The 26,378-nt window shown below is 65.3% G+C and carries 21 protein-coding genes, 1 tRNA gene and 1 pseudogene; 11 read left to right on the top strand and 12 right to left on the bottom strand.

The features are described from left to right. The first annotated feature begins 273 nt into the window (after nucleotides 1-273). A complete protein-coding gene (locus MKK62_RS25345; protein ID WP_240263169.1) occupies nucleotides 274-1,815 on the top strand; it encodes a DUF5677 domain-containing protein in 1,542 nt (513 codons plus the stop codon). Nucleotides 1,816-1,925: 110 nt separating this feature from the next. Here the strand turns inward: MKK62_RS25345 and MKK62_RS25350 are convergent, their stop codons facing one another. Further along, entirely contained in the window at nucleotides 1,926-3,107 is a 1,182-nt protein-coding gene (locus MKK62_RS25350; protein ID WP_240263168.1) for an IS481 family transposase, read from the bottom strand. 114 nt (nucleotides 3,108-3,221) lie between these two features. After that, a tRNA-Ile gene (locus MKK62_RS25355) sits at nucleotides 3,222-3,295 on the bottom strand. Nucleotides 3,296-3,478: 183 nt separating this feature from the next. Between MKK62_RS25355 and MKK62_RS25360 the strand changes: the two genes are divergently transcribed. Together MKK62_RS25360 and ctaD are read left to right on the top strand one after the other, a co-directional pair. Then, nucleotides 3,479-4,495 carry an acyl-ACP desaturase gene (locus MKK62_RS25360; RefSeq protein ID WP_240263167.1) on the top strand — a complete coding sequence of 339 codons (1,017 nt, stop codon included), beginning with the start codon at nucleotides 3,479-3,481 and terminating at the stop codon, nucleotides 4,493-4,495. Between the two features lie 89 nt (nucleotides 4,496-4,584). After that, the gene (ctaD, locus tag MKK62_RS25365; protein WP_240263166.1) at nucleotides 4,585-6,288 is read left to right on the top strand and encodes an aa3-type cytochrome oxidase subunit I; all 1,704 of its coding nucleotides are present in this window, start codon (nucleotides 4,585-4,587) and stop codon (nucleotides 6,286-6,288) included. On the opposite strand, the gene MKK62_RS25370 is transcribed toward ctaD, so the two are convergent. The 4 genes from MKK62_RS25370 to MKK62_RS25385 form a co-directional block, all read right to left on the bottom strand. Beyond that, nucleotides 6,281-7,108 carry a carboxymuconolactone decarboxylase family protein gene (locus MKK62_RS25370; RefSeq protein WP_240263165.1) on the bottom strand — a complete coding sequence of 276 codons (828 nt, stop codon included), beginning with the start codon at nucleotides 7,106-7,108 and terminating at the stop codon, nucleotides 6,281-6,283. The genes ctaD and MKK62_RS25370 overlap by 8 nt on opposite strands. Nucleotides 7,109-7,148: 40 nt before the next feature. Further along, complete coding sequence (locus MKK62_RS25375) at nucleotides 7,149-8,039, bottom strand: PE-PPE domain-containing protein (protein WP_240263164.1); 891 nt, start codon at nucleotides 8,037-8,039, stop codon at nucleotides 7,149-7,151. Between the two features lie 89 nt (nucleotides 8,040-8,128). Next, nucleotides 8,129-9,502 (bottom strand): metallopeptidase TldD-related protein, encoded by a 1,374-nt coding sequence (locus tag MKK62_RS25380; RefSeq protein ID WP_240263163.1) that lies wholly within the window; start codon nucleotides 9,500-9,502, stop codon nucleotides 8,129-8,131. Continuing rightward, complete coding sequence (locus MKK62_RS25385; protein WP_240263162.1) at nucleotides 9,499-11,007, bottom strand: TldD/PmbA family protein; 1,509 nt, start codon at nucleotides 11,005-11,007, stop codon at nucleotides 9,499-9,501. The genes MKK62_RS25380 and MKK62_RS25385 overlap by 4 nt, the downstream gene beginning before the upstream one ends. Nucleotides 11,008-11,041: 34 nt before the next feature. Between MKK62_RS25385 and MKK62_RS25390 the strand changes: the two genes are divergently transcribed. The 3 genes from MKK62_RS25390 to MKK62_RS25400 are packed head-to-tail and all read left to right on the top strand — an operon-like array spanning nucleotide 11,042 to nucleotide 14,071. Next, the gene (locus tag MKK62_RS25390) at nucleotides 11,042-11,926 is read left to right on the top strand and encodes a carbohydrate ABC transporter permease (RefSeq protein WP_240263161.1); all 885 of its coding nucleotides are present in this window, start codon (nucleotides 11,042-11,044) and stop codon (nucleotides 11,924-11,926) included. Further along, a complete protein-coding gene (locus tag MKK62_RS25395) occupies nucleotides 11,913-12,737 on the top strand; it encodes a carbohydrate ABC transporter permease (RefSeq protein WP_240263160.1) in 825 nt (274 codons plus the stop codon). Before MKK62_RS25390 ends, MKK62_RS25395 begins: the two co-directional genes overlap by 14 nt. Continuing rightward, complete coding sequence (locus MKK62_RS25400) at nucleotides 12,734-14,071, top strand: ABC transporter substrate-binding protein (protein WP_240263159.1); 1,338 nt, start codon at nucleotides 12,734-12,736, stop codon at nucleotides 14,069-14,071. The genes MKK62_RS25395 and MKK62_RS25400 overlap by 4 nt, the downstream gene beginning before the upstream one ends. Here the strand turns inward: MKK62_RS25400 and MKK62_RS25405 are convergent. Then, nucleotides 14,049-14,909 carry a CbiQ family ECF transporter T component gene (locus tag MKK62_RS25405; protein WP_240263158.1) on the bottom strand — a complete coding sequence of 287 codons (861 nt, stop codon included), beginning with the start codon at nucleotides 14,907-14,909 and terminating at the stop codon, nucleotides 14,049-14,051. The genes MKK62_RS25400 and MKK62_RS25405 overlap by 23 nt on opposite strands. Next, entirely contained in the window at nucleotides 14,906-16,993 is a 2,088-nt protein-coding gene (locus tag MKK62_RS25410) for an ABC transporter ATP-binding protein (protein WP_240263157.1), read from the bottom strand. The genes MKK62_RS25405 and MKK62_RS25410 overlap by 4 nt, the downstream gene beginning before the upstream one ends. A 124-nt stretch (nucleotides 16,994-17,117) precedes the next feature. Here MKK62_RS25410 and MKK62_RS25415 point away from each other — a divergent pair, with 124 nt between their 5' ends. Both MKK62_RS25415 and MKK62_RS25420 read left to right on the top strand, forming a co-directional pair. Then, nucleotides 17,118-17,606 (top strand): MarR family winged helix-turn-helix transcriptional regulator, encoded by a 489-nt coding sequence (locus MKK62_RS25415; RefSeq protein WP_240263156.1) that lies wholly within the window; start codon nucleotides 17,118-17,120, stop codon nucleotides 17,604-17,606. A 122-nt stretch (nucleotides 17,607-17,728) separates the two neighbouring features. Further along, a complete protein-coding gene (locus tag MKK62_RS25420; RefSeq protein ID WP_240263155.1) occupies nucleotides 17,729-20,245 on the top strand; it encodes an ATP-binding cassette domain-containing protein in 2,517 nt (838 codons plus the stop codon). Between the two features lie 4 nt (nucleotides 20,246-20,249). Here MKK62_RS25420 and MKK62_RS25425 read toward each other — a convergent pair whose 3' ends face one another. Next, nucleotides 20,250-20,996: a ParA family protein gene (locus MKK62_RS25425; protein ID WP_240263154.1), complete on the bottom strand. Its 747-nt coding sequence runs from the start codon at nucleotides 20,994-20,996 to the stop codon at nucleotides 20,250-20,252. Further along, on the bottom strand, nucleotides 20,993-22,498 hold the full coding sequence (locus MKK62_RS25430; protein ID WP_240263153.1) for a CHAD domain-containing protein: 1,506 nt from the start codon (nucleotides 22,496-22,498) through the stop codon (nucleotides 20,993-20,995). Before MKK62_RS25430 ends, MKK62_RS25425 begins: the two co-directional genes overlap by 4 nt. A gap of 155 nt (nucleotides 22,499-22,653) precedes the next feature. On the opposite strand from MKK62_RS25430, the gene MKK62_RS25435 reads away from it, so the two are divergent. The 3 genes and pseudogenes from MKK62_RS25435 to MKK62_RS25445 all read left to right on the top strand — a co-directional run. Further along, the gene (locus MKK62_RS25435) at nucleotides 22,654-24,639 is read left to right on the top strand and encodes an acyl-CoA dehydrogenase family protein (RefSeq protein WP_240263152.1); all 1,986 of its coding nucleotides are present in this window, start codon (nucleotides 22,654-22,656) and stop codon (nucleotides 24,637-24,639) included. 72 nt (nucleotides 24,640-24,711) lie between these two features. Continuing rightward, nucleotides 24,712-25,278, top strand: coding sequence for a rhodanese-like domain-containing protein (locus MKK62_RS25440; RefSeq protein ID WP_240263151.1), 567 nt, complete (start codon nucleotides 24,712-24,714; stop codon nucleotides 25,276-25,278). A gap of 97 nt (nucleotides 25,279-25,375) precedes the next feature. Further along, a pseudogene (locus MKK62_RS25445) lies at nucleotides 25,376-25,513 on the top strand (hypothetical protein); the annotation flags it as partial. Between the two features lies 1 nt (nucleotide 25,514). Here MKK62_RS25445 and MKK62_RS25450 read toward each other — a convergent pair. Continuing rightward, entirely contained in the window at nucleotides 25,515-25,829 is a 315-nt protein-coding gene (locus MKK62_RS25450; protein WP_240263150.1) for a DUF732 domain-containing protein, read from the bottom strand. A gap of 35 nt (nucleotides 25,830-25,864) precedes the next feature. Beyond that, the gene (locus MKK62_RS25455) at nucleotides 25,865-26,371 is read right to left on the bottom strand and encodes a CAP domain-containing protein (RefSeq protein ID WP_240263149.1); all 507 of its coding nucleotides are present in this window, start codon (nucleotides 26,369-26,371) and stop codon (nucleotides 25,865-25,867) included. Nucleotides 26,372-26,378 lie beyond the last annotated feature (7 nt).

Below are 26,378 nucleotides of genomic sequence, written 5' to 3' on the forward strand. Positions count from 1 at the left end.
ACCTAGCAATATGAGACTGGGGTTTTGAGTGATCTTTTGAGACAACTCGACCTCGCAGTTTCGGTCTCACAGGCGATCTAGTCCAGCCTGTCTCGATCCTTTAGATTTGCGACATAGCCCGATGTCACTAACCGTCGAGGAAAGCCGAACCGATGAAGTCGCTGGATCTAGTCTCGAACCATGCCCCGGCGATCAACAGAAGACAGTGGCTCGCTATCTGGCTACGTACGGCACGGCCGAAGGTTATTCGTTCCGCCACTCGCTGCAACGGGCGTGCTGGTCATCGGCGATTGGGTTCGGGACGATCTACCCGACTTGCTCTGGCCGATATTGCTTGCCGCACTTCACGGGAACTCCTACATCCGGGCTTTCGCCGACTGGCAGAAAGCCGTGATTCACGACCTCAACACCGCGGTTTCACCTCAGGACGCCTCAAGGGGGCTCGACGGACGACTAACAAGCCTCGACCGCCTTGTAGCTGGTTGCCCCGAAGCGCGAGAAATAGCGATCGGACGTGCAACCGAGTTAAATATGTTGCCCACCAACATTATCGACGTAATTTCTACATACCCGGAGCGCCCTGCGCGGTGGCTCGGCGAAACAGAGGCCCGACCCCCCGCTCAATCGGACGTGGACCTACTTGCGCGTGCGATGGTCGAAGTTCTCGGCGACGGGCACCGTGAGTCGCTCGTGAAGTGTATTTCCATCTGGAGCGCTGTTCAGGCCGGGACATTCACCGCAGATCAGACCACGATCGATTTGCTCAAGTCTTATCCAGGCAATCGGAGTAACCGATCTCGTGCCGACGCGGTGGTCAGAGCATCGTGGGGCGCGACCCGCGGGGCTAATCTCGCAAATGACCCAAATTACTTCGACGAAACTCTCAGTTGGGCCGCCACCTTTTGGAACTTCAACTCAACGACGACCCAATGCACTCGGCGGCGCGATCTACCAGCTAGCGGTCCGGATCAGTCCGCATCAGCCATGCACGCGACAACCGAGCAGAATTTTGGCGACGATGACGCCAGTAAGTCAGAACCGTTCAACCGCGAACAATGCGCCAAGGACCTTGTGTCCAGTTACGTCGAGGCTATCGAAACCTCCTCCCCCAGAGATCTTTTCGACCCTGAACGCGAAGAGGTGCACACAGGCCTGGTACTCCGAGCTGGCCGAGAAGTGATCACGGCACTCGGAAACCCCGAGCTGTGGACTGCCGACCACGGAGCTCACATCGGCCGGCTGCTCGTTGAGTTGCGCATCTACCTGACCTGGATGGCGCTTCAGGACCGATCGATATACAGGCAGTTCCAGGAATACGGGGCGGGTAAGGCAAAGCTGTACTCGCTGATCGCCGGGGAACTGCCGGAAGAGGTTCGGACTCCGGAGGTTCAGGAGTCCATCAATCTCCTTAGTAGCTTAAGTCGCAACGACTCGATAATTGATCATCGCATAGTTGATACCCGAGATAGCTTCGCCGGCGGCAAGTCTCTACGCACAATGGCCGAAGAGTGTGGCCTTCTATACCTTTACCGCCACGCATACATGCCTGCAAGTGGAATATCGCACTCGGAGTGGTGGTCGGTCGAGATGCATTCAATGGAACGTTGCTACAACATCCTGCATCGCGGTCACCTCATCGCGAGCCTGTCGCTGCCGAGCGGCGGTAGCGAACAACTAGCTGACGCTTGGCTCGATTCCCTCTACACGCTCATCGTGGTGAGTTTGGAAGCCCTCAATGTGAATCCGGCGAATGTCCACTCAGCGTTTGGGTGGATGGAAGACGACGACGCCGCAGGAGCCCAATCGTCATCGTAGGGGCAGGGGTGGGTCGAAATCCTTGCCACCATGCGGCCGCGACCACTTGTTCAGAGTCGGTTGATGCTTGACGTTTTAGTGTCGGTTGATCCTTGACACTCTGGTTGGGTTTACCTCTCGTCGCTGGTGCGGGAGGCGTGTTTCTTTCGTATCGCGTTGGTGCTGGTTCGTGCGGCGGTTTTGACGAGTTCGTTGCCGATCCAAAATCGCAGGACGTCGCCGTCGATGTGGACATCGCAGCGGGCGCCGGCGCGGTGCAGTCCGACCGAGATTTGCTGGCAGGCCACACTGACGATGCCGTTGGCGCACACCCGTCGGCTGACCCACTGATCGCCGGTGCGGTCGAAGCCCTGAACCGGTTTGTCGGCGGGAGGGGGCTCGGCGGCCTTGAACTGCTGTGCTGGTGTGGTCATGTCCAACGAATAGTGCGGGCGCTCGGTGTTGTAGTAGCGGCACCATTCATCAAGGGCACGCTGAGCGGTCTTCAACGACGTGAAAGGCCGCTGCTGACTGAGGAATTCAGCCTGCAAACTACGATGAAATCGTTCGATCTTGCCGGTCGTGGTCGGGCTGCGCGGCTGGGTCAACAGATGCTCGATACCGTTTTCCCGGCAAATCCGATCAAAGAGCACCTCGACCGGCCGGTGATGGAACCGGCCAGTGAACACCTTGCCGTTGTCGGTCAAAATCTGCTCCGGTACACCGAACGTCTCAAGCGCCGACCGCAGCCCGTCACACACTGCCCGGGTGCGTTCGGCAGCCATCAACCGCGCGCAGACACACATCCGAGAATGGTCATCGATCCCGATCAACGCTTTAGCGCTGGTCCCATCAGCCAAGGCGAACCCGCCCACGACGTCCATCTGCCACAACTCCATCGGGCGGCTACGCTCCCAGCGTTTCCACTTGCGCGACCGGCGATCTCGAACTGCCGGGTCGATCATTCCGGCACGAACCAGCGCCCGATACGCACCCGCCGCTGACGGCAACGGCGCCACGCCTCGCTTACCGAGCTCATGAACCAACCGCCGCGGCCCCCAATACGGCCGCGTGCGCCGCAACTCCAACAACGCCGCCTCCACCGGGGCCGGCATCTGATGCGGACACCGCGCCGGCCGATGCGACCGATCGACTAGACCCTGCACACCCTCTGCCTCATAGCGGGCCAACCAGGCATGCAATGTCTGGCGCGACACACCCACTTTCTCGGCGACCTGCGACACACTCAAACCGTCGTCGATCACCGCTAACACCGCCTGATACCGCTGCTCAGCCACGCTCAACTCCCTCATCTAGGGAGTGTCAAGGATCAACCGAAGTAGGTGTAAAGCATCAGCCGAAACACTGTCAGGCATCACCCGAAGACAAACCGTCAAGCATCAACCGAGCTCATACAAGGATTTAAGTAGGGCGGGCGGGGCTCGAACCCGCGACCAACGGATTATGAGTCCGCGGCTCTAACCAACTGAGCTACCGCCCCGTGCGTCGGCCCCGAAGCATGCCGGCGCCGTTATGCACGAAACAAGAGATTAGTCGCTCCGCGGCACCGCCCTCGACACCGCGCCCGGGCGCTCGCGACACGAAGGCTGGCCTTACTTGTGTGTTACTGGGATGCACATATACATTTACTGCTACTGGCATACACACATAACTTGGAGGCACCGTGGCCGCCGCCATGACCCAGCAGCAGATCCTGCACGAACTCGAGCCGGTCGCAGAGCGACTGATGAACCGGCATATCTCGATGTTCAAGGACTGGAACCCACACGACTTCATCCCCTGGTCGCAGGGCAAGAACTTCAAGACCCCGAACGGCGACGACTGGGCGCCCGAGCAGTGCGCGCTGTCCGACGTCGCTCGAGTTGCGATGGTGCAGAACCTGCTGACAGAGGACAACCTGCCGTCCTATCACCGCGAGATCGCCATGAATTTCGGGATGGACGGCGCCTGGGGGCAATGGGTCAGGCGGTGGACGGCCGAAGAGAATCGGCACAGCACCGCGCTGCGCGACTACCTGGTGGTGACCCGCTCGGTCGACCCCTTCGATTTGGAGCGTCTCCGCATGGAGCAGCTCACCAGGGGCTTCAGTCCGGGTCAGAACCGTCAGGGAAACCTGTTCGCCGAGAGCCTGTTTGACGCCGTCGTCTATGTCTCGTTCCAGGAACTCGCAACCCGCGTCTCTCATCGCAACACCGGCAAGGCGTGCCACGACAGCATCGCCGATCAACTGATGGCCAGGTTGTCGCACGACGAAAACCTGCACATGATCTTTTATCGCGACATCACCGACGCCGGCCTGGATGTCGCACCCAACCAGGCGATGGCATCGATACATCGAGTGCTGCGCAACTTTCAGATGCCCGGCTTCACGGTCCCCGAATTCCGCCGCAAGGCCGTCATCATCGCCGTCGGCGGTGTCTACGACCCGCGCATCCATCTCGACGAAGTCGTCATGCCCGTGTTGAGAAAGTGGCGCATCTTTGACCGCGAAGATTTCACCGGCGAGGCTGCCCGGATGCGCGACGACCTCGCGCTGTTGGTCAAGGAACTCGAGACCGCGTGCGACAAATTCGAGATCTCCAAGCAGCGCTATCTCGAGCGCGAGGCCCGTAAAGCCGAAAGCATCACTGCCGCAAAAACGCTCAGACCTGACGGCACGCTGTCCCAAAGTCGGCATTAGCCGACCCTTCGGGACGTTTGGCCCTATGCGCTACTGACGAGCCTCGAAAGAATTGGCCGGGCCGAGAAATGCCGAGCCGGAGGTACTGCATGACTGCCGAAGCCCCACCCGCCGCCGATCTCACGGCACAGCGGCCTTACCCGCCGAGGATGGGCCCGAAGGGCAGCGTGATCTACAAGGTCATCAGCACCACCGACCACAAGATGATCGGCATCATGTACGTGGTCGCCTGCTTCATCTTCTTCTTCATCGCCGGCCTGATGGCCCTGTTGATCCGTGCGGAGTTGGCCAAACCCGGATTGCAGTTCCTGTCGAACGAGCAGTACAACCAGCTGTTCACCATGCACGGCACCGCCATGTTGCTGTTTTATGCGACCCCCGTTGTGTTCGGATTCGCGAACCTGGTGCTGCCGCTGCAGATCGGCGCACCCGATGTCGCATTTCCTCGCTTGAACGCACTCTCGTTCTGGCTGTTCGTTTTTGGGGCACTGATCGCGCTGAGTGGCTTCATCGTTCCCGGCGGTGCGGCCGACTTTGGATGGACCGCTTACACGCCGCTGTCGGATGCGGTTCACAGTCCCGGAGCCGGATGCGACCTGTGGATCCTCGGCCTGGCCGTCGGCGGCCTCGGCACCATCCTGGGCGCCGTCAACATGATCACCACGGTGGCGTGCCTGCGCGCCCCCGGCATGACCATGTTTCGGATGCCGATCTTCACCTGGAACATCTTGGTCACGAGTATCCTTGTGCTGATTATCTTTCCGCTGTTGACGGCAGCCCTGTTCGGCTTGGCCGCCGACCGCCGGCTCGGTGCGCACATCTACGACGCGGCCAACGGCGGGCCGATCTTGTTCCAGCACCTGTTCTGGTTCTTCGGCCACCCCGAGGTGTACGTGATCGCGCTGCCCTTCTTCGGGATCGTCTCGGAGATCGTTCCGGTGTTCTCCCGCAAACCCATCTTCGGCTACACCACGCTGGTCTACGCGACGCTGTCGATCGCGGCCCTATCGGTCGCGGTCTGGGCACACCACATGTTCGCCACCGGCGCCGTTCTGCTGCCGTTCTTTTCGTTCATGACATTCCTGATCGCGGTCCCGACGGGCATCAAGTTCTTCAACTGGATCGGCACAATGTGGAAGGGGCAGTTGACCTTCGAGACGCCGATGCTTTTCGTGCTCGGCTTTATGGTGACCTTTCTGCTCGGCGGCCTGACGGGTGTGCTGTTGGCCAGCCCGCCGCTGGACTTCCACGTCACCGACAGCTATTTCGTCGTCGCGCACTTCCACTACGTGCTGTTCGGCACCATCGTTTTCGCCACGTACGCCGGAATTTACTTCTGGTTCCCAAAGATGACGGGACGTCTGCTCGACGAACGGCTGGGCAAGTCGCACTTCTGGTTGACGTTCATCGGCTTCCACACCACATTCCTGGTTCAGCACTGGCTGGGCAATTCCGGAATGCCGCGGCGCTACGCGGACTACCTGCCCACTGACGGATTCCAGACGCTCAACCTCGTCTCGACGATCGGCTCATTCATCCTTGGAATCTCCGTGCTCCCGTTTGTGTGGAACGTGTTCAAGAGCTGGCGTTACGGCGAAGTCGTCACGGTCGACGACCCGTGGGGTCACGGCAACTCACTGGAATGGGCTACCAGTTGCCCGCCACCACGGCACAACTTCACCGAGCTGCCCCGGATCCGTTCGGAGCGGCCCGCTTTCGAACTGCACTACCCACACATGGTCGAAAGGATGCGTGCCGAAGCCCATGTGGGCCGAGACCACGGCGCTAGCTGAACACCGTCTGGCCGTCGACGTCGAGCAGGTACCGCTCGGTCCCGCTTTCGACGCGTGGCGCATCGCCGCCCAACGCCACGGCGACCTTGTTGCTGGCGTTGCGCATCACGTCGAGGGTCAGCTCGACGGCTTCGGCATCGGAGAAGTGCTTCTGCACCCCGGCGGCGACGTCGGCGCCGATGGAGGCAGGCGACCAGATCAGCGCGTCCGCGTAGCGCAGCGCCGCCTTGTGCCGGTCGGTCAACCGCGTCGACTCCTCGAACCGCTCGATGTCTTCGTACAGCGTCTCGGTGCCGCCGGCGTCGAGCGCGGTCGTCTCGCGCAACGACTTGCACAACCGGCAGTTGTGCTGGGTCGCGCCGCGCAACCGCACCACCTCCGCGGTCAGCGCATCGAGCTCACGCAACCGCGCCACCGTCGGCAGGAACGTGTTGAACACCAAGTCGGAGGGATCGGTGTCGGAATCCCACGCGACCGGTCCGTCGACCCACCCCAGATATTCGTTGCCAACACCGAGCGCTTCCAGCCCGGCCCGCACCCGCGGCACGAAGTCCGCGATGTACATCTGCACGACGGCACCGAAAGTGTTGTTGCCCAGCACTTTCCACAACACCGACCGTTGCTCGCCATCGATCGCCGACACGTCGATGCTGAACTGCTGAACGAACGACGCGACAGCGTCATCCGAGGTCGGCTCCGCGTCGTAGGGAAGCAGCGGCAGACCGAGGGTCTGGCCGCACACTCGCCGGACCAACGCCGTCAAGCGACCGTCATCGGGCGAGAGCGCCACTAGCCGGGTCAGATCGTCGTGCACCGCCACTCGCCGATTATGGCCCGACGCACAGTAGGCCACGTGACATTCAGGGGAAGACGATGCCGAAGCTGCCCAACGTGGTGTGCAGGAGCGCATCGAGGAGGTTCACCGGGTCGGCCAGATTGAAGTACGTCGTCGCGCCGTCGGCGATACCGGCGGTGTCGATCGCGGTCAGGATCTCCGATTCGGGCAACCCGCCGAGGTAGACGCCGTGTTCGAAGAACCCAAGGAAGTCTTGCCACAATGCCGCGAGCGGGTTGGCGGCAAAGTCCGCGGGCGTGGCGGTGTCGGCGAAGAAGTCGTTGGCGACGGTGAACACGTCGGTGGGATAGAGGTCGTTCGGGGTCGTGACGTTGTCCAAATTCGACCAGCCAAAGAAGGCATTCAGCTGCTCCCCGAACGGCGTGGCTCCCCACGTGTCGAGCAGGCCGGTCGGCCCCGACGGCGGGTTGGCGGCCGCGTCGCCGATCAGGACGAATCGCAAGTCCGTGAGCGGAATGTGGTCGGCGGCCAGTTGTTGCTCGGCCACCGAGGCGATGACGGCCGATTGGCTGTAGCCGAAGACCGTGAGCGGATCACTCGTCGAGAAATCGCCGGCGCTGTATTCGGATTCGATCTCGTGGACCAAGGTGTCGACACCGGACGCGATCGACGGGCCGAAATTCCCGGACTCCAGGGTGATCAGCGGGGTCACCGTGCCGGTATCCGAAAAGCCGAGTGGCTGAAGGTATTCCGTGACAGCACCGGGTATGTAGCCGGGATAGATGGTTGGGTCGGGTATGAACGTCGGACCCATCACGATCGCGTGAGTCGACCCGTCGAGGAAATCGGCGCCGCTGCCAGTGTCGGCGTGCGCCGCCAAGACCGAGCTCCAACCGACTGCGGCCGCAAGGGCGAACCCGACACCCACTAGACGAGAAAAGCGACGCTTGGACATCGGATCCCCCCAGACCGTAGATGTGACCCTCGTCACGTTACGCTGGGATCGCGCCTAACGGCAGCAAATAGGCCAAATTGCTTAACGACTTACGTCGCCTGGCTCACCGATGACATGTGAAAGTCCGGAATCCGCAACGACGGCATCGCCGCCCTGGTCACCCAATCGCCCCACTCCCGCGGCAGCGTTGGCTCACTGACACCCGCCTGGGTGGCCCGCCGCAGTAGGTCCAGCGGGCTTTCGTTGAAGCGGAAATTGTTGACCGCGGCGCTGACTTCACCATCTTCGACGAGGTACACGCCGTCCCGAGTCAGGCCGGTCAGCAGCAGCGTGGTGGGGTCGACCTCGCGCATGTACCACAGCGTGGTCAACAGCAGCCCGCGCTCGGTTTGGGCGATCATGTCGGCGAGATCGATACTGTCGCCGGTCATCAGGAAGTTCTCCGCGGCGACGGCGACCGGCGCGCCGAATTCAGCGGCGGCGGCGCGGGGGTAGGCCAGCGCGTTGATCACCCCGTCACGGATCCAGTCCACCCGTCCGATCTTCATCCCATTGTCGAAGATCGACAGCGTCTCAGACGAACTCGTGGCCGCGACAAACGGTGTGCAGCTCAAACCGGGGGCCTCGGGATCGGAGTACAGGGTCAGCGGAAGGTCCGTCAGCTTCTCCCCCACCCGGGTGCCACCGTCGGGGGCCGACAATGCGTTGCGCCCCTCCTGTGCACCGCGGCCCATCATCGACCAGCCGAGGTAGATCATCATGTCCGCGACCGCCGACGGCGGCAGGATGGTCTCGTAGCGGCCCGCCGGCAGGTCGATCCGCTTGCCGGCCCAGCCCAGCCGCATATCCAATTGCTCGAGCAACGAATCCGTCGACACACCAACGAAATCCGATGTGCCGACACCGGCCCAGGCGCTGGCACCGTCTCGCTTGGCGTTGATCTCCACCGACCCCGCGGGCTGGGTGTAGCGGCGACGCAGACCCGTCGATGACGCCAGCAACGTCGTCTCCACCGAGTGTTGGGCGAAGCCGAACAACTGGTTTGCACCGCGGAATCCGCGTGCCAGCGGATCGGCGATGCCAGAAAACACGTCCGGACCGGTCGACGGGATCGCCGCCTCCCAATCGTCCGGCGCGGTATTGCTGCTCAACAGCGGCGCGGCATCACGAGCCTCCGGCGCCTCGAGCGCTATCGCCTGTGACGAACCGACCAGCTCCTCGATTGCCGACGGCTCGACCTCAGACGTCGTCAGCGACCCGACCCGTGCGGTATCTCCATGCCGCACAATCGAAATCACGGTCGTCTGCCGAGCCGTCGACACACCGTTGGTGGTCATCGAGTTGTTCGCCCACCGCAGCGACGTCGCCGAACGGTCGGTGACCAGCACGATGGTCTCGGCCGCGCGGCCCAGTCTGGCCGCTGTCTCCAGTGCGAGGTCGACGACCTGCTGAGGGCCGATCACAGGCCGCCCTCCGTCCGTGTGTTGAGCACATTGACGCCGCGGAACAGCGCCGACGGGCAACCGTGGCTGACGGCGGCCACCTGGCCGGGCTGGGCCTTGCCGCAGTTGAACGCCCCACCGAGCCGCCAGGTCGACGCCCCGCCGACGGCTTCCATCGAGTTCCAGAAATCCGTCGTGGTGGCCTGATACGCCACGTCGCGCAGCTGCCCGTCCAGCCGTCCATCGCGGATGCGGTAGAACCGCTGGCCGGTGAACTGAAAGTTGTAGCGCTGCATGTCGATTGACCACGACCGGTCGCCGACGATGTAGATGCCATCTTCGACCTGGCCGATCAACTCGTCGGTGCTCAGATCGTCGGGCCCCGGCTGCAGCGACACGTTGGCCATCCGCTGGATCGGCACGTGATGCGGCGAGTCGGCGTACGAACAGCCATTCGACCGCGACTGCCCCAGGCGCGGCGCGAACACCCGGTCCAGCTGATACCCGACGAACACCCCGTCGCGGACCAGATCCCAGCTCTGCGCGGCCACCCCCTCGTCGTCGTAACCGACGCTGGCCAAACCGTGTTCGACGGTGCGGTCGGCGGTGACGTTCATGATCGGCGAACCGTACTGCAACGTGCCCAGCTTGTCGGGGGTGGCGAACGACGTACCGGCATACGCCGCCTCGTAGCCGATTGCGCGATCGTATTCGGTTGCGTGACCGATGGATTCGTGGATGGTCAACCACAGGTTGGTCGGGTCGATCACAAGATCGGTCGGGCCCGCGGTGACACTGGGGGCCTTGATCTTCTCGGCCAGCTGCGACGGCAATTGCGCCAACTCGTCGGTCCAGTTCCATACGTCGTCGCCGGCCAGCGCCTCCCAACCGCGACCCATCGGCGGCGCTACCGTGCGCATGGATTCGAAGCCGTTGTTGACCGAGACCGCTTCGAGTCGCGGCTGGATCCGCACCCGCTGCTGGATGATCGACGAGCCGGCGGTGTCGGCGTAGAAGGTCTGCTCCTTGACCGACATGAGGCTGGCCGAAACGTGGTTGACGCCGTCGGCGGCCAGCAGGCGGCCGGAGTATTCGTCGAGCACCGCAATCTTGTCGGCCAACGACACGGTAAACGGGTCAATGCGATAGCTGGACACCCACGAGGCATCGGCGTACACCGGCTCGGCCGCCAACTCGACGCGGTCGCTGTTCAGCGCCGCGAGTGTGCGGGCCACCTCGACCGCACGCTGGGCGGTCTGCGCGGCTACCTGCGGTGACAGCTCGGCGTGCGACGCGAAACCCCATGTTCCGTCGACTACCACTCGGACGGCCAGACCGATGTCGCGGTTGAGCACTGCGGTCTCCAGCTCGCCGTCCCGCAACTGGACGGTCTCATTGACCAGCCGCTGAATCCGCAGGTCGGCGTGACTGGCGCCGGCTGCCGTCGCGGCGGCCAGCGCCGCATCAGCTAACGCCTGGCGCGGCAGGCTGAGGAAGTCGGCATCGATCCCCCGGTTCGGTGTCACGACAACTACCGTATCGACCCGCTTTAATGGCTGCATGCGTGACGCTGCGGTGACCGCCAGGCGCCGATCGCATGCGCTGGGGTACGCGCTGATCGCACCGAGCCTATTCGGAGTCGTCACGTTCATGCTGCTGCCGATCCTGGTGGTGCTGTGGCTGAGCCTGCACCGGTGGGATCTGCTCGGGCCCATCGAGTATGTCGGAGGCCAGAATTGGCGTTCGGTGCTCACCGATCGGGCCTTCGGCAACTCGCTGCTGGTGACATGCGCGTTCGTAGCGATGGTGGTTCCGGTGCAGACCGCGCTCGGGCTGGTTGTCGGCGCCCTGCTGGCCCGGGAATTGCCCGGCAGCGGACTGTTCCGCACGATCTACGTGCTGCCGTGGATCAGCGTGCCGCTGGCCATCGCGGTGCTGTGGCGCTGGATCTTGGCGCCCACCGACGGCGCGGTCAGCACGCTGCTCGGGCATCGCATCGAATGGCTCAGCGACCCGGGGCTGGCACTACCGGTGGTGTGCGCGGTCGTGGTGTGGAGCAACGTCGGCTACGTCTCGCTGTTCTTCCTGGCCGGCATCCTGGCCATTCCCAACGACATCCACTCGGCGGCGCGCATCGACGGCGCGACGGCCTGGCAGCGGTTCTGGCGCATCACGCTCCCGATGTTGCGTCCAACCATGTTCTTCGTGGTTGTCACCGGAGTGGTCAGTGCCGCACAGGTTTTCGACACCGTCTACGCGCTGACCGGCGGCGGCCCGCAGAACCGCACCGACTTGGTCGCACACCGCATCTACGCCGAGGCATTCGGGGCCGCGGCGGTCGGTCGGGCGTCGGTGATGGCGGTGGTGCTGTTCGTCATCCTGGTCACCGTCACCCTCGTCCAGCACCTCTACTTCCGGCGACGGACCAGCTATGACCTCACCTAGAAAGCTCTCGGCGGCAATCATTTACCTCGCCCTGGCCGCGGGAGCGGTGATCACGCTGGCGCCATTCGGCCTGGGGCTGCTGACCTCGTTCACATCGGCGCATCAGTTCGCCACGGGCACGCCGTTGACGTGGCCGAAGCCGCCCACACTGGCCAACTATTCCGGGCTGGCCGACCACGGATTCGGTCGTGCGCTCGCGGTGACGGCATTGATGACCGCGACCAGCCTGCTGGGCCAGCTGACCTCGTCGATCTTCGCCGCGTACGCCTTCGCCCGGTTGCGCTTTCCCGGCCGTGACGCCTTGTTCTGGGTGTACCTGGCGACGCTGATGGTGCCCGGCACGGTCACCGTGGTGCCGCTGTATCTGATGATGTCGCAGGTGGGACTGCGAAACACGTTCTGGGCATTGGTTTTACCGTTCGTCTTCGGCTCCCCCTACGCGATCTTCCTGCTGCGTCAGCACTTCCGGACGATCCCGGACGACCTGATCAACGCCGCCTATCTCGACGGCGCGAACACCTTGGACGTGATCGTGCACGTCGTGGTGCCGTCCAGCCGCGCGGTGATCGTCACGCTGGCGTTGATCACAGTGGTGTCCGAATGGCATCACTTCCTGTGGCCGTTGATCATCACCAGCGGCACCAAATGGCAGGTACTGACGATGGCGACGGCCGCGCTGCAGTCGCGCTACAACGCGCAATGGACGCTGGTGATGGCCGCGGTGGCGGTGGCCGTCGTGCCGCTGCTGGTCCTGTTCCTGATTTTCCAGCGGCACATCGTCCGCTCGATCGTCGTGACGGGGCTGAAGTGAGCGGGCTCCGATTCTCCACCCGGGCCGCGTTGGCCTGGGTGCTGGCAGCTGTGCTGCTGGTCGCCGCAGCGGTGCTGCTAGACGTTGCCGCGCGACCACCCAGCGGCAAAACCGTTGTCACCGTTCGACTCTGGGACCAGCAGGTGGCCAAGGCGTACCGCCTGTCGCTCGCGGCGTTCATGAAGGCCCATCCCGACATCGACGTGCAAACCGACGTCGTCTCCTATTCCACGTACTTCAACACGCTGCGCACCGACGTCGCAGGCGGCAGCGCCGACGACATCTTCTGGGTGTCCAACGCCTACCTCGCCGGATACGCCGACAGCAACCGACTGTTGGACATCGGCGCGACGTTCGGCCCCGACATCGCGGCGACGTGGGAATCGTCGGTCGTCCAGCAGTTCACCCGGCACGGCACACTGTGGGCCGTTCCTCAACTGACCGACGGCGGGATCGCGTTGTACTACAACGCCGATCTGCTCGCCGCCGCGGGCGTCGACCCCGCCGCGCTGTCGACGCTGCATTGGGGTGCGGGCGACGACGACACGTTGCGGCCACTGCTTGCCCACCTCACCGTCGACGTCGACGGACACACCGCGGACACACCGGGTTTCGATCCGAACCGTATTCGGCGCTGGGCCTACAACGCGGCCAACGACCCGCAGGGCATCTACCTCAATTTCATCGGGTCGGCGGGCGGCGCGTTCGAGGACGGTGACCGGTTCGTGTTCGACAACCCTGCTGCCGTGGAGGCGTTCACCTATCTGGTGACGCTGATCAACCACGACCACGTTGCGCCGCCGGCGTCGGACACCAACGAAAACGGCGACTTCTCCCGCAACCAGTTCCTGGCCGGCAAGATGGCGCTGTTCCAGTCGGGCACCTACAACCTCGCCGCGATCGCCGGGCAGGCCGCATTCCGCTGGGGCGTCGCGATCCTGCCGTCGGGCCCGAAGGGCCGGGTCAGCGTCACCAATGGCATTGCCGCGGCCGGCAATGCGGCCTCGCCGCACCCCGCGGCGGTACGTCAGGTGCTGGCCTGGATGGGCAGTACGGAAGGCAACCAGTATCTCGGGCGTCAGGGCAGCGCCATCCCCGCCGTCACCGCTGCGCAGAAAACCTATTTCGACCACTGGCTGAGCAAAGGCGTCGACGTTACGCCCTTCTTTGACGTCCTCAACGGGCCGCGCATCGCCGCGCCGGGTGGGGCCGGCTACGCGGCCGGAAATCAGGCGATCAAGCCCTACTTCGACGAAATGTTCCTGGGCCGCAGCGATGTAGCGACCACGTTGCGCCGGGCCCAGGACGCGGCTAATGCCGCGGCACGCCGCTGAACCCGGTGCGAACCTCCAGTGCGACAGCGGCGGCACACACCGCCACCAGGATGGCGAAGGCGACCCAGTCGGCGTGCTTCGGCCGCGACGGCGCCGCGGAGATCTGACCGATGCCACCGCGCGCGGTGATCGCGTCACCCATTTCGTCGGCGCGCCGCAACGTGACCGTGAGCGCCGCGGTGATCAGGTCGACCGCTTCTCGTGCCACGCGCCGCCGGCGAGCCCGCCGGGTGGTCGCGACCCGCCTGGGCCTGAGCCTGCGCGCCGCGTACAACACCCGGAACTCGTCGATGAGCATCGGGAAAGCCCGCAGCGCCAGCGCAATCGTGACGGCCCACTCGTCCACCGGGATCTTTAGCCAGCGCAGCGGCCGGCCCAAAGTGGCTACAGCAGGCGCAATTTCGGCGACATTCGTGGTCCAGGACACCATTCCGCCCAGACCCAGCAGCACGAACGACAACGCGGTGATCCGCAGGAAATTCAGCAGGCCGCCCAGGCCGAGCGGGACGCCGGCCAGATGAACGACCGGACTGCCGCCGGCGAACGCCGCAGAGACCCCGCCGAGCATCAGCAGGACCCACAGCCAGTGCGGGATGTCGGGAAGCGCGCCCCGCGGAATGTGCGCGAGCCGAGCCGTGGTCAAGACCAGTGCGGCGACCAATCCGATGGCGATCCAGCCCGGATAGAAGGTCAATAGGACCGAGATGCCCCCCACCGCAAGTAGTTTGGTGCCGGCCCACAGCTCGTGCACCACCGAGGTGCCGGGCACCGGGCGCAATAGCACCACCGAGCGCGACGGTCGGCGTTCGGAGCGTCGGTCGGGCGCAGCCGTACTCATGACAATTCCCCCGCCGTCGTCGAGACCGCGTGCAGCACGCCGTCGCGAAGATCCACTACATGTGGGCACAGGTCTTCCAAGCCCGCGAAGTCATGGGATATCACCACCACGGTCAGACCCTGTTCGCGGCGCAACTCCTCGAGCAAGCGCACCAGGCCGGCCTGCGTGACGGCGTCCAGGCCGGCCAGCGGTTCGTCGAGAATCAGCGCGCGCGGCGAACGCGCCAGCAGACCTGCCAGCACCACCCGGCGCATCTGCCCGCCGCTGAGTTGGTCGATGCGCCGCGTGGCCAATCCGCTGTCGAGCCCAACGACAGCCAGCGCGGCTGCCACCCGGTCGTGATCTTCGGGTGAAAATCCCGCAGCTGACGCCACTTCCCGGTCCACCCGGCTGCGCATCAGCTGCAAGCGGGCCGCCTGGAATGACAGGGCGACCGCGCCGACTTGTTCGTGAGTGGGCCGCCCGTCCAGCAAGCAGGCGCCGGTGGTGGGCACTGTCAGCCCGGCGAGAATCCATGCCAGCGTTGACTTTCCCGATCCGTTGCCGCCGTGGATCAGCAGGCCTTCGCCCTGATGTACCGAAAAGCTGACGTCGCGCAGAGCGGTCTTGGCCCACGGAGTACCGCTGTTGTATTCGTGGCTGACGCCGACGACCTCGAGGATGGCCGGCCCGGATCCGTGATCCAGCGCAGCGCTGGGCGCCGGCGCGGCGACGGTGTCGACCATGCTGGTGTTGTCACCGGACTCGCTGAGGTTGATGCTGCGGTCGGCAGACTCGGCCTCGTTGTTGTAGTGCGTGATATGCACGACGGCCGTGCGGTGCTGGTGCTTGAGACCTGACAGGACGCCGAGCAGCGCGTCACGGCCTTCCTGGTCGACCATGCTGGTGACCTCGTCGGCAATCAGCATCGCCGGTTCTCGTGCCAGCGCCGCCGCGACCGCGAGTCGCTGCAATTCTCCGCCGGACAGGCTGCCGGTGTCGCGTTCGGCGTGCGCCTCGAGTCCGACCTCGCGCAGCAGTTCGGCGACGTCGGTGGTGGTTCCCGGCGGCAGGCCCCACACCACGTCGTCGGCGACCCGGGTGCCCAATACCTGACTTTCCGGATGCTGCATGACCACCGCGGTGCCACCCATCCGGCCAAGGCCCACCGAGCCGGGTCGTTCGATGATGCCCGAGGTGGGCTCCCGACCGGCCAGGACCAGCATCAGCGTGGTCTTGCCGGACCCGTTGGCGCCGGTGATCGCCAAGTGTTCACCGACCTGGACCGCGAGATCGACCGGACGAAGCGCGTCATGGTCGGCGCCGGGATAACGGAATCGGACTTGGTTCAGGCGCACCGGAACCGGACCGACCGGTCCGTTGTCGGCCGGTTCGTCGAGCTTGTGCACATCGGGGATGCCGCGCATCCGGTCAAGCACCCGAGACAGCGCCCACCAGCCGATCAACGACACGACGACGATCGACGCGATCCCGTTGACGAGGATCAGCCACGGCCAGTACTGGAGCCCTTTGGCCAGGAGCCACTGCAGTTCGTGGGCCGACCATTCGAGCGCGGACCCAATGCGCGGACTCGTCGGGAACGGGTGCTCGGTGATGAAGCGGCCGGTCGACCGCAGGACGGCCGCGAGACCGTCGATGTTGGCGGTGATCGCGTCGAAGATCAGGTGCCGTAGCCGCGACAGCACCGCCAACGCCGCAACGGCGAAGACGTTGAACAGCGCCCCGGCGAACAGGGCGACCACGACCACCGTGCCGGTGCCGCGGCGGTGCCGCTTGACGACCCCGGTCAACCCGCCGACGTAGGCGCTGTTGGCGACCGTCATCAGTCCACCCAGTCCGGCGATCAGGAAGGCGATCAGCGCAGCGGCGACCGCCGCGGCGACCAACACCCGAAACCGGTAGCGGTAAGCCAGCAACCCCATTGGCACGGTGCCCAGCAACGCCAACGCTCCGGCGAAGGGAATGACGATGGAGATGATCGCGGTCGCGGCACACAATGCGGCCATCACCGACGCCTGCGAGAGCTCGCCGGGGCGCAGCGAGCGGGACGTGGCTGTCCCGCCCGCAGGGCGAGTCGCGTTCATTGGATCAATTCTGCCAGTCGGCTGCAGGGTGCTCCGTTAGCAAACGTCGGCGTTTGCCGGTTGACAATCGACAAATTCGTCGGATCGCGGCCTAGATAGCCACCCTATGCTACTTATGTAGAGCATGACCTCATCCGCAACCGCTGAGCGAACCGCGGCCGAGGAGTCCGTCGCCGGTTTGGGTTCGGATTTGCTCGCCGTCGTCGCCCGTATCAACCGCTATGCCACCCAGCGCGTCCAGTTGCAACTGCCGGCCGCTCAGGCCCGCTTGCTGTCGACCATCGACGCCCAGGGCGACGCGCGCATCTGCGACCTGGCCGCGGTGGACCACTGTTCGCAGCCGACCATGACCACCCAGGTGCGACGCCTCGAGGATGCCGGCCTGGTCACTCGAACCGTCGACCCCGGCGATGCCAGGGCGGTACGGATCAAGATCACCGCCGAGGGCATGAGGACGCTCAACCGCGTCCGCGCCGACCGCGCCAGCGCGATCGAGCCTCAACTCGCCGCACTGGACACCACCGATCGCCAGACCCTGGTCGACGCCGTCGCGGTGTTGCGACGTCTTCTCGACGATTCGGCGCCCGTTCCGCGAGCCGGCGGAACCCGCTAGCCCCCTGCCCCGGACGCGTCTGGCCAGCGCCGAGGGCGTGCAATCGAGTCCTGGCGAACGCCAGCTGGATAATGAAAGTTCGACTCCAGAAATCGGGCGAGGCAAAAGGGGTGGGTGTGTCGATGGCAGGGTTCGGCGCGCCCTTGGTCGTCTGGGTGGGCTCCCACCGCTTCGCCTTCCCCCCGCATCGCGATGTCACCATCGGCTCGAACAGCGGAGCTGATATCCAGCTGCACGGCCTCGGTGGTTTGTCCGAACCGCAGATCCTGCTGCACTTCAACGGCAGCGAGTGGATCGCCGTCGACCGCAGCGAGGCCGGAATGTACGTCGACGGCGTCCGCATGTCGACGGTGTTCATCCACGACGGCCGCGTGATCACCTTCGGTGACCCGCAACGCGGCCCGCGGCTGGCCTTCCAGCTGCCCGCTCCACCGCCGCCACCACCGCCACGGCGACTCGCGCCGCCGCCCCCTCAACCACACCCGGCACCACCGCCGCCCCCGCGGCCAGTCGCGCACTTCCCGCCACCACCACCGCCGCCCCGTCGGCCCGTTGCGCAGGTCCCGCCACCGGGCCCGCCCCCTCGGCCACGCCCCGTCGCGCCGCCACCGCCGCCTCCGGCCCGGTGGGCTCCGCCTCCACCTCCGGCGCCGCAGCCAGCACCTCCTCCGCCGCCGCAGCCGGTCGCGCGTCCCCGGCCGCAGCAAGCGTCGCCGCCATCCGTTCCCACGGTCGGCCCGCAGCCGCAGCAGGATCAGCCCGAACAGGATCAGGCGGAGTCCCCGGCAGCCGTCGCACCGGCTGCGCCGAAGCCGAACGCGGCCGCCCGGCTCACCGAAGTGCGACAGAAGCTACAGCTGCTCCGGAAGCTGAAGCCGCGCCGGCCCGCGCCCGAGCCGCCGGAGGAGGAGCCCTCTGCGGCCGAGCCGGAACCGCCACGCGATGAGCAACCTCCGCCCCCGACGGCCATCGCCGGTCGGTTGCGGGCGCGCCGCGTGCGCGTCAGCGTCGACGGAGAGCAGGCGTTGGCCGATCTTTCCTTCACCGCCACACCGGGCACAGTGACCTCGGTGATCGGGCTATCCGAAGCCAGCACCTCCGCGTTGGTCGAGGTGTTGGCCGGCACGGTGCAACCGAGCATGGGTGAAGTCGACTTCGACGGCCACGACGTCGCCGCCGACGATGTCCGGCCACACGTCGGAGTGGTACCGCGGCATGACCTGCTGCGGCCGCAATTGACCATCGAGCAGGCCCTGCAGTATTCCGCCCAATTGCGGTTGCCGCCAAGCACTTCGGCCGATCGACGACGCGAGGTTATTCGCTCGGTGCTCGAGCGATTGGAGCTGACGGCGCTGCGGACGGCCAAGGCGGGCGCGTTGACCCCAGAGCAGCGCAAGCGAGCCTCGCTGGCGGTGGAACTTCTGACCGATCCGGCGCTGATCGTCTTCGACGAGCCGACCGCCGGCCTCGATCCGCCAGCCGCGCAACGGATCACAGCCACGTTGCGTCAACTCGCCGACGAGGGACGCGTCGTCCTGGAGGCAACGACGGCGCCCACCGATCTCGACGTCTGTGACCAGGTGGTGTTGCTGACCACGACGGGCATTCCGGTATTCGCCGGGCCGCCGTCGCAGATCGGGGAACAGCTGGGCACCACCGACTGGACCGAGATCATCCGGCGAGCCCGCAACGATCCCTACGGCGCGCACGACGCATATCTGGCTCGCCGTGACGAGCCGCCGCCACCGGAGCCGCCGCCGACACCATCCGAAGCGCCGACCGCGCCCACAATGCATCGAAACATCTTGCGGCAGATCGCCATTTCGACTCGTCGGCAAGCCTGGATGCTGATCGGAGATCAGCGCTACCTCACGTTCCTGGCGATTCTTCCTCTGTTGTTCGGCGCGATCTGCCTGCTGATACCCGGCGACGCCGGGCTCGGCCCGGCAAGCCGATACGGCAGCAACCCCGATCAGGCACTCGCAATCCTGACCGTGCTTACGCTCGGCGCCATCGTGATGGGGACTGCCGTGGGTATCCGCGACCTGTTCGGCGAGTACCGCGTCTTTCGGCGCGAACAAGCGCAGGGTTTGTCGGCGTCGGCCTTCCTGGCGGGCAAGGTGATCGTCTACAGCCTGACCGCAATCGTCCAGACCGCCGCGATCACTGTCGTCGCGACCGTCGGGCAAGAACCACCCGCCAACGGCGCGGTCCTGCTCGGTCACAACAAGCTCGCCGCCAGCACCGAGTTGTTCATCGCGCTAGCGGCCATCGCCATCGTGACGGCCCTGATCGCACTGGCATTCTCGGCGCTGGCGACGCTCTACGAGCAGGTGTTGTTGATTGCGGTGCTGATCGTCCTGATCTCAGTGGTATTCGCCGGGGCGCTGTTCCCGATATCCGGGCGGTTCCCGCTCGAACAGATCGCCGCGCTGGTTCCGTCCCGGTGGGGTTTCGCCGCCACCGCGTCGACCGTCGACGTGCACGCCGTCAATCCGCTTGCCGAGGCCGATGATTCGTGGAAGCACACGTCCGGCCAGTGGCTGCTCGACATGGGTCTGCTGCTCGGCTTCGGCGTCGTCGCGGTCGCGGCGCTGCGCTGGCGGCTGCGACGACCGTCGCGCCGGCACCACGCCTGATGGATCAGCTGAGTCCGTCGCTCAGAATCTCTGACCACAGCGCCTTATAGCAGAACGCCGCGGGACTGTTCGGCGCCGCAGCGGTCACCGGGGCCCGCTGTTCGGCCATCTGCTCGATGATCGACAGCGCCGGAATGGACGTCGCCAGGATGCCCGGCCGTTCCGACGCGAGGCGGTGCACCAAGTCGCAGTGCAACCGTTTCCGTTTGTCCACCATCGAGAAGAAGGCACGCACCCGCGGGCGGCGGCCGTCGAAGTCGCTGACGAAATCGGTCAGTTGATCGAAGGTGCGCACCGACAGGGTCGCCGGGATCATCGGCACCAGCAGGGTGTCGACGGCGTGCAGCACGTTCTCCGACAGCAGCGAGATACTCGGCGGGCAGTCGAGGAATACTGTGTCGTACTGACTGGTCAGCGGTTGCAGCAGTTCACGGATCCGACGGGTCGGCCGTTTCATGTCGTCGAGTTGCACGTCGAGGTTGCGATACCGAAAATCGGCCGGCACCAGGTCGAGCCCGTCGAAGTCGGTGGCCTTGATCGCATCGTCAAGCGTTCGTGACCCGTCCACCAGGGCCCGGCCGCCCCCCTTGACCTTCGGCCGCACGCGGAACATGTATGTCGCCGCGCCCTGCGGGTCGAGGTCCCACAGCAGGACGTTGTGCCCGTCGAGCGCCGCCAAATGGGCGAGGTTCACCGCGGTCGACGTCTTGCCGACGCCACCCTTGATGTTGTAGGTCGCATACACCTTCATCGGCGCACCAGCGCCTCGACGCGAGCCCGATTGTCCTCGGCCAGGAAGGGTTGCAGCCGACCGGCCAGCGCTGCGCGCGCCTTGAGTTGATGCGCATCGAGTTGCGCCGCCATCTCCCCCATCGCGAGCATCGTCGCGGGGGGCGCCGCGCCCTGCTCCATCATCGCCGCCGCGAACTCCCGGACTGCTTCGCGCTGCACCTCGCCATCCTGGAAGTCGCCGAGCGTGTCCTGCAGCGACTTGAGTTCTTTGAGCAGGGCGCGATGCGGCGCGCTGTCGCACACCGGCTTGAACACCTCGAGCAGATAGCGCAGTTCTTTGCACCGCTTGCGCAGCGTGTGGACGTCGCCGCTCGGCGAATTCGCGTCGATCCGTGCCCCGCGCCGCGCCGCGTCGCGGTAGGCCTGGCGCAGGCGCCGCCGCGCCAACTTGGCGACGGTCGGCCCGCCTTGGTCGTCGTTCATCACTTCGACCAGCTCCGCCTGCCAGTCGCCGAGCAGGTTCTCGAATCGCTTGGATCGCAGCCCTCGCACCAGTTTTCGCCGTTCGGCGGCACGGTGCTTGACGAGAAACGCCCGGAACGGGTCCAGGTCACCGGGCGCCGCGGACGTTAGCCGGGACGCCATGGCGTCCAGCTCGAGCAGGTAGACGTCGAGGTCGCGGACCGGGGTGGTCAGGTCGCCCAGCCACTTGAAATCCGGGGCGAACCGCTCGGCCATCTTGTTGGGCAGCACGTCGCCGATGAGCTTGAGAATCGAGCGGGTGCGACGCACCGCGACTCGTAGGTCGTGCAGGAATTCGACGTCGATCGATGCGATCGTCCCCGGGATGTTGTCCTCGATCGCCGCCGCGAATCCCATCAGCATCTCAGCAACAGCCACGGCCGCAACCGTTTTCGCGCGCAGCGGCGCCGAAGCACCGCTGCCGTTGACCGGAGTGCGGGGGGCGCGGGTCAGCGCGAGGTCGTAGGGCGTCATCGCTACCGCGGCGAATCCGTCCACCCCGGCCAGCAAGCGGGCGATCCGCTCGCCCGCGGCGTCGTAGCCCCGCAACGGCTGGATGCTCAGCTGGCTGCCGCCGCCGTCGACGCTGTCGGTCAACAGCCGTGCGACGGTTTTCTCCTCGCGGTCGAGTACCCGGAGTTCCTGGGTCGCCGAGCCTACGGTGACGACCGGCGTCAGCGCCCGGGGCACGATCAACGGAGCCAACGCATCGCGCAGCGGCCCGGGCGGCAGATCGTGTGCCTGCGCCGGCCACGTGACCCCGGCCAGCGGCGCCTGCAACCGGGCGCCGTCAGGGAACTGCATGACCAGCGGCCCGCCGTCGGCGTACTGAAGTGAGATCCCCGCAGCGTGTAACCGCCAGTCGAAGGTGTCCAGCCAGGTGCGCAAGACCGTGGCCTGCTCGCCGGCGGCCACCGTGAACCGGGGTTGCAAGGCCGCCGCGACGGTGGCGACGTCGACCGCGCCCTCGCTGCTGAAAGCGCGGGAGGTCCCGCTCATAGCGCACCTTTCTGCGACCGCTTGACCACGACCGCGGAGCAGACTATAGACAGCCTTGGTTAACGGGACGTTCACTCGCGTGCTGGGCCGCCGCAGTGTCGGTTCAAGTCTGCAGATGATCTCGGCTTGGCAATTCTGATCGGTTACCGTCGGGTATGACCACCATTGCGGAACATTTGCGGAACTCACTCGACGGCCGTTGGCGCGACGTCAAGAACCAGATGCGAGAGCAGCTCGCCCTGGAGATCTTCCGTCCGCACTACACACCGAACACGGTGATCGCGCGCGCCAAGGTGGCCGAGCAGATGAGCATCATGGCCGCCGGGGGCGCCGCCGAAGACGGCTTCCGCAAGGAGCACGGCGGTAACGGCAATGTCGGCGCGGCTGTCGCGATGATCGAGATGCTCGCGATGTCCGACCTGTCGCTGATGGTGAAGGCCGGTGTGCAGTGGGGGCTGTTCGGTGGGGCGGTGGAGAACCTCGGCACCGAGCGCCACCACGAGAAGTACGTCAAGAAGATCATCAACCTTGAGCTACGTGGGTGCTTCGCGATGACCGAGACCGGTCACGGCAGCGACGTGCAGTCCCTGGAGACGACAGCGACCTACGATCCCGAGACCGAAGAGTTCGTGATCCATTCCGAGACACCGAGCGCGCGCAAGGACTACATCGGCGGGGCCGCCGAAAGCGCGACCATTGCAGCGGTTTTCGCGCAACTGATCACCACCGAGAATGGCGAGAAGGTGAACCACGGCGTGCACTGCGTGCTGGTCCCGATTCGCGACGCCGACGGCAACGACCTGCCTGGCGTGACGACCTCGGACTGTCAGTACAAGGGCGGCCTGCCCGGTGTCGACAACGGCCGCATCGTGTTCGACCACGTGCGGGTCCCGCGGGTGAACCTGTTGAACAAGTACGGCGACGTCGAACCGGACGGCACCTACACCTCGCCGATCGAGAATCCCAACCGCCGCTTCTTCACCATGATCGGAACCCTGATCCGGGGCCGGATCACCGTCGGCGGCAGCGCAGGTGCGGCCGCCCGGGTAGCCCTGGACATCGCGACCCGATATGCGTTGCAGCGCAAGCAGTTCAGTGCGCCCGACGACGACGGCGAAGTGCTGATCATGGACTACCTGGTGCATCAGCGTCGGCTGTTTCCGTTGATCGCGAAGTCCTACGCGCTGCAATTCGCCCAGAATGAGTTGGTGTCCAAATGTCACGACCTGCAGACCGCGGACTCCCCCGACGCCGAGGAGCAGCGTGAATTGGAGTCGCGGGCCGCAGGTTTGAAGGCCGCCAACACCTGGCATGCATCGACCGCGATTCAGGAGGCGCGCGAGGCGTGCGGCGGTGCCGGCTACATGGCCGACAACAGGTTGATCGCGTTGCGCGCCGACACCGATGTGTTCACCACCTTCGAAGGTGACAACCATGTGCTGACCCAGCTGGTGGCCAAGGAGCTGCTGACCGCCTACGCCGACGACATCAAGAGCATGAGCCCGGTCGAGTGGGTCCGCTTCGCGGCCAACTTCGCCGGCGAGCGGGTGCTCAAACGCACTGCGGCCGAGACGATCATCCAAACCGTGATCGACGCCCGGCAGGACAACGAGGAAGAGGGCAGCCTGTTCAACCGCGGCACGCAGGTCAAGATGTTCGAGGACCGCGAGGAATACATGATCGCCTCGGTGGCGCGGCGATTGCAGGCCAAGTCGAAGGAGATGTCGGCGTTCGACGCGTTCAACTCGGTCCAAGACCATGTGCTGCACGCGGCCCGAGCACACATCGACCGGGTGGTGCTCGAGGCGTTCGTCGCCGGCATCGACTCGTGTGAAGACGACGAAGCCCGCGAGGTGCTCGGCCTGCTCTGCGACCTCTACGCGCTCAGCGTCATCGAGGACGATAAGGCGTGGTACGTCGAGCACCGCTTCCTGTCCACCGAGCGGGCCAAGGCGGTCACCCGCGGCATCAACGATCGGTGCCGGTTGCTGCGTCCGTACGCCGAGACCATCGTCGACGGATTCGGCATCCCGGAGCAGCTGCGCTACGCCGACATGCTGCATCCGGAGAAGCTGCCGCAACCCGGATCCGACGAGGCGGACGAGACGGGCGCCTCCGACTCGGCCCTGCTGAACGGCTGACCTGCGGCGATTGCAAGACTCACGCCGATCGAAACGTCGCCGGCAACGAGGCGGCCGGGTATTCCCCCGGTCATGACTGCCGCCATCACCTCAACCGAATTGAACGATCGCATTACCGCGGACAAGCCGCCGCGGATCCTCGATGTGCGGACCCCGGCGGAATTCGAGACCGCCCACATCGACGGGTCTGTCAACGTGCCGCTCGACATCCTCGACAAGCACAGCGGACAAGTCGCCGAGCGACTCGATCGCGGCGACGACATCGTGCTGGTCTGTCGGTCGGGTCAGCGCGCGACCCGGGCCGCGCAGCTGCTGCAGGGTGCCGGCGTCGACGGCGGACGGGTGCTGCGCAACGGCATCACCGAATGGGAGGGCCAGGGATTCGACGTCAAGCGCGGTGTTCAGCGCTGGGATTTGGAGCGCCAGGTGCGTCTGGTCGCCGGGTCGATCGTGTTGTCCGCGGTGCTCGGGAGCGTCGCGATACCGCGGCTCAAGTGGCTGGCGGCCGCGATCGGCGGTGGCTTGACCTTCGCCGCCGTCTCCGACACCTGCGCGATGGGCACCGCGCTGTCGAAGCTGCCGTACAACCGCGGCGCGACCACCGACGCCGACACCGTACTTTCGCAGCTCACCGACTGATCCGCCGTCCATCCTTAAAATCAGCGCAAGTCTTGCCGGGACCACCAGGTAGGGCAGGTTCAGCAGGTACTCGGCGCTCTATCGAGATAGGCTCACACCCATGAACCCCAACCCGGACTACGACGCCAGCGACGAGCTGGAGTACGGGATCGCGGCATTCGCGTGGCTGCTGCGTGGCAACTACCCGCCCCCCTACTACGGGCCTGACCTGGGCAACGCCAGCACCGGCAACTAATTCACTGCGGCGGAGGCACGTAGCCGCCCGCCGAATTGCGCAGCTGCCACAGCTGGGCCGGGCAATATATGTTGACCGCGTTGGAAATCAGGTAGTTGGCCGAGTACTCGTCGTTGGGTAGGACGTCGCGTTTCACGTCACCGATGACTTGGCCGTAGCTGGCCCCGCCGGTGATCTTGTCGCAAATCCCGTGCGCGTAGGCGATCGCCTCCGCCGTGTTCGCGAAGTTGTACTGCTTGCGCACCGTGGTGTCGTAGATGAACTCGATGTCAGGCGCCGGGACGGCGTGCGCCGGTGCGACGCTCACGAGCGACATGCCAATCATCAAGGCGGCCAACCGGATAGCGCGCCTCATCGGTCCGGCTGCCCGTAGACGGCGACGAGAACGCTGCGGTCGATGCTGTTTTCCGACCACACCCCGATCTGGGTATTCGCGCAGTTCGACATGATCGCTTTGTAATCGGGCCGGTAATACCAGTTGCCCATCACGTCGAGGTCGTTGATGGCCAGCGAATTGTTGATCGCCACCGTCTCGGCCACGACGCCGCGGTATCCCGCGTCACGAGCCCGGTCGGCCACCGACGACCCGTCGGAGCCGATATCGGCGTCAAGGCTTCGATTGTTGAGCACGTCGACAGTGTGGCGCTGCGCGGCGGCCTCGAGTTGCGGGTTCTTCTTCAGCTTGGTGGTGCAACCCGCCTGCGCCTTGATGGTGTCGACGTTCACCACGATGCCGTTGTTGAGACGGTCGTTGTTGCCCGGAACTCCCGGCGCGGCCGCGGCGACGGCGCCCGGGACGACGACCGCCAGCGTCGCCCCAAGCAGCGGGACGGCTCGACGAATCCTGTTGTCGGTCATGGCATGT

Origin of the sequence: Mycobacterium paraterrae (assembly GCF_022430545.2) — a bacterium.
Lineage (GTDB): Bacteria > Actinomycetota > Actinomycetes > Mycobacteriales > Mycobacteriaceae > Mycobacterium > Mycobacterium paraterrae.

Bases quoted from the DNA above. Each gene is read 5' to 3' on its own strand.
- MKK62_RS25350 (WP_240263168.1), bottom strand. From the start codon at position 3,107: ATGAGGGAGTTGAGCGTGGCTGAGCAGCGGTATCAGGCGGTGTTAGCG.
- MKK62_RS25415 (WP_240263156.1), top strand. From the start codon at position 17,118: ATGACCTCATCCGCAACCGCTGAGCGAACCGCGGCCGAGGAGTCCGTC.
- MKK62_RS25375 (WP_240263164.1), bottom strand. From the start codon at position 8,039: ATGTCCAAGCGTCGCTTTTCTCGTCTAGTGGGTGTCGGGTTCGCCCTT.
- MKK62_RS25420 (WP_240263155.1), top strand. From the start codon at position 17,729: ATGGCAGGGTTCGGCGCGCCCTTGGTCGTCTGGGTGGGCTCCCACCGC.
- MKK62_RS25405 (WP_240263158.1), bottom strand. From the start codon at position 14,909: ATGAGTACGGCTGCGCCCGACCGACGCTCCGAACGCCGACCGTCGCGC.
- MKK62_RS25390 (WP_240263161.1), top strand. From the start codon at position 11,042: ATGCGTGACGCTGCGGTGACCGCCAGGCGCCGATCGCATGCGCTGGGG.
- MKK62_RS25395 (WP_240263160.1), top strand. From the start codon at position 11,913: ATGACCTCACCTAGAAAGCTCTCGGCGGCAATCATTTACCTCGCCCTG.
- MKK62_RS25450 (WP_240263150.1), bottom strand. From the start codon at position 25,829: ATGTCGCTCGTGAGCGTCGCACCGGCGCACGCCGTCCCGGCGCCTGAC.
- MKK62_RS25410 (WP_240263157.1), bottom strand. From the start codon at position 16,993: ATGAACGCGACTCGCCCTGCGGGCGGGACAGCCACGTCCCGCTCGCTG.
- MKK62_RS25425 (WP_240263154.1), bottom strand. From the start codon at position 20,996: ATGAAGGTGTATGCGACCTACAACATCAAGGGTGGCGTCGGCAAGACG.
- MKK62_RS25455 (WP_240263149.1), bottom strand. From the start codon at position 26,371: ATGACCGACAACAGGATTCGTCGAGCCGTCCCGCTGCTTGGGGCGACG.
- MKK62_RS25430 (WP_240263153.1), bottom strand. From the start codon at position 22,498: ATGAGCGGGACCTCCCGCGCTTTCAGCAGCGAGGGCGCGGTCGACGTC.
- MKK62_RS25440 (WP_240263151.1), top strand. From the start codon at position 24,712: ATGACTGCCGCCATCACCTCAACCGAATTGAACGATCGCATTACCGCG.
- ctaD (WP_240263166.1), top strand. From the start codon at position 4,585: ATGACTGCCGAAGCCCCACCCGCCGCCGATCTCACGGCACAGCGGCCT.
- MKK62_RS25435 (WP_240263152.1), top strand. From the start codon at position 22,654: ATGACCACCATTGCGGAACATTTGCGGAACTCACTCGACGGCCGTTGG.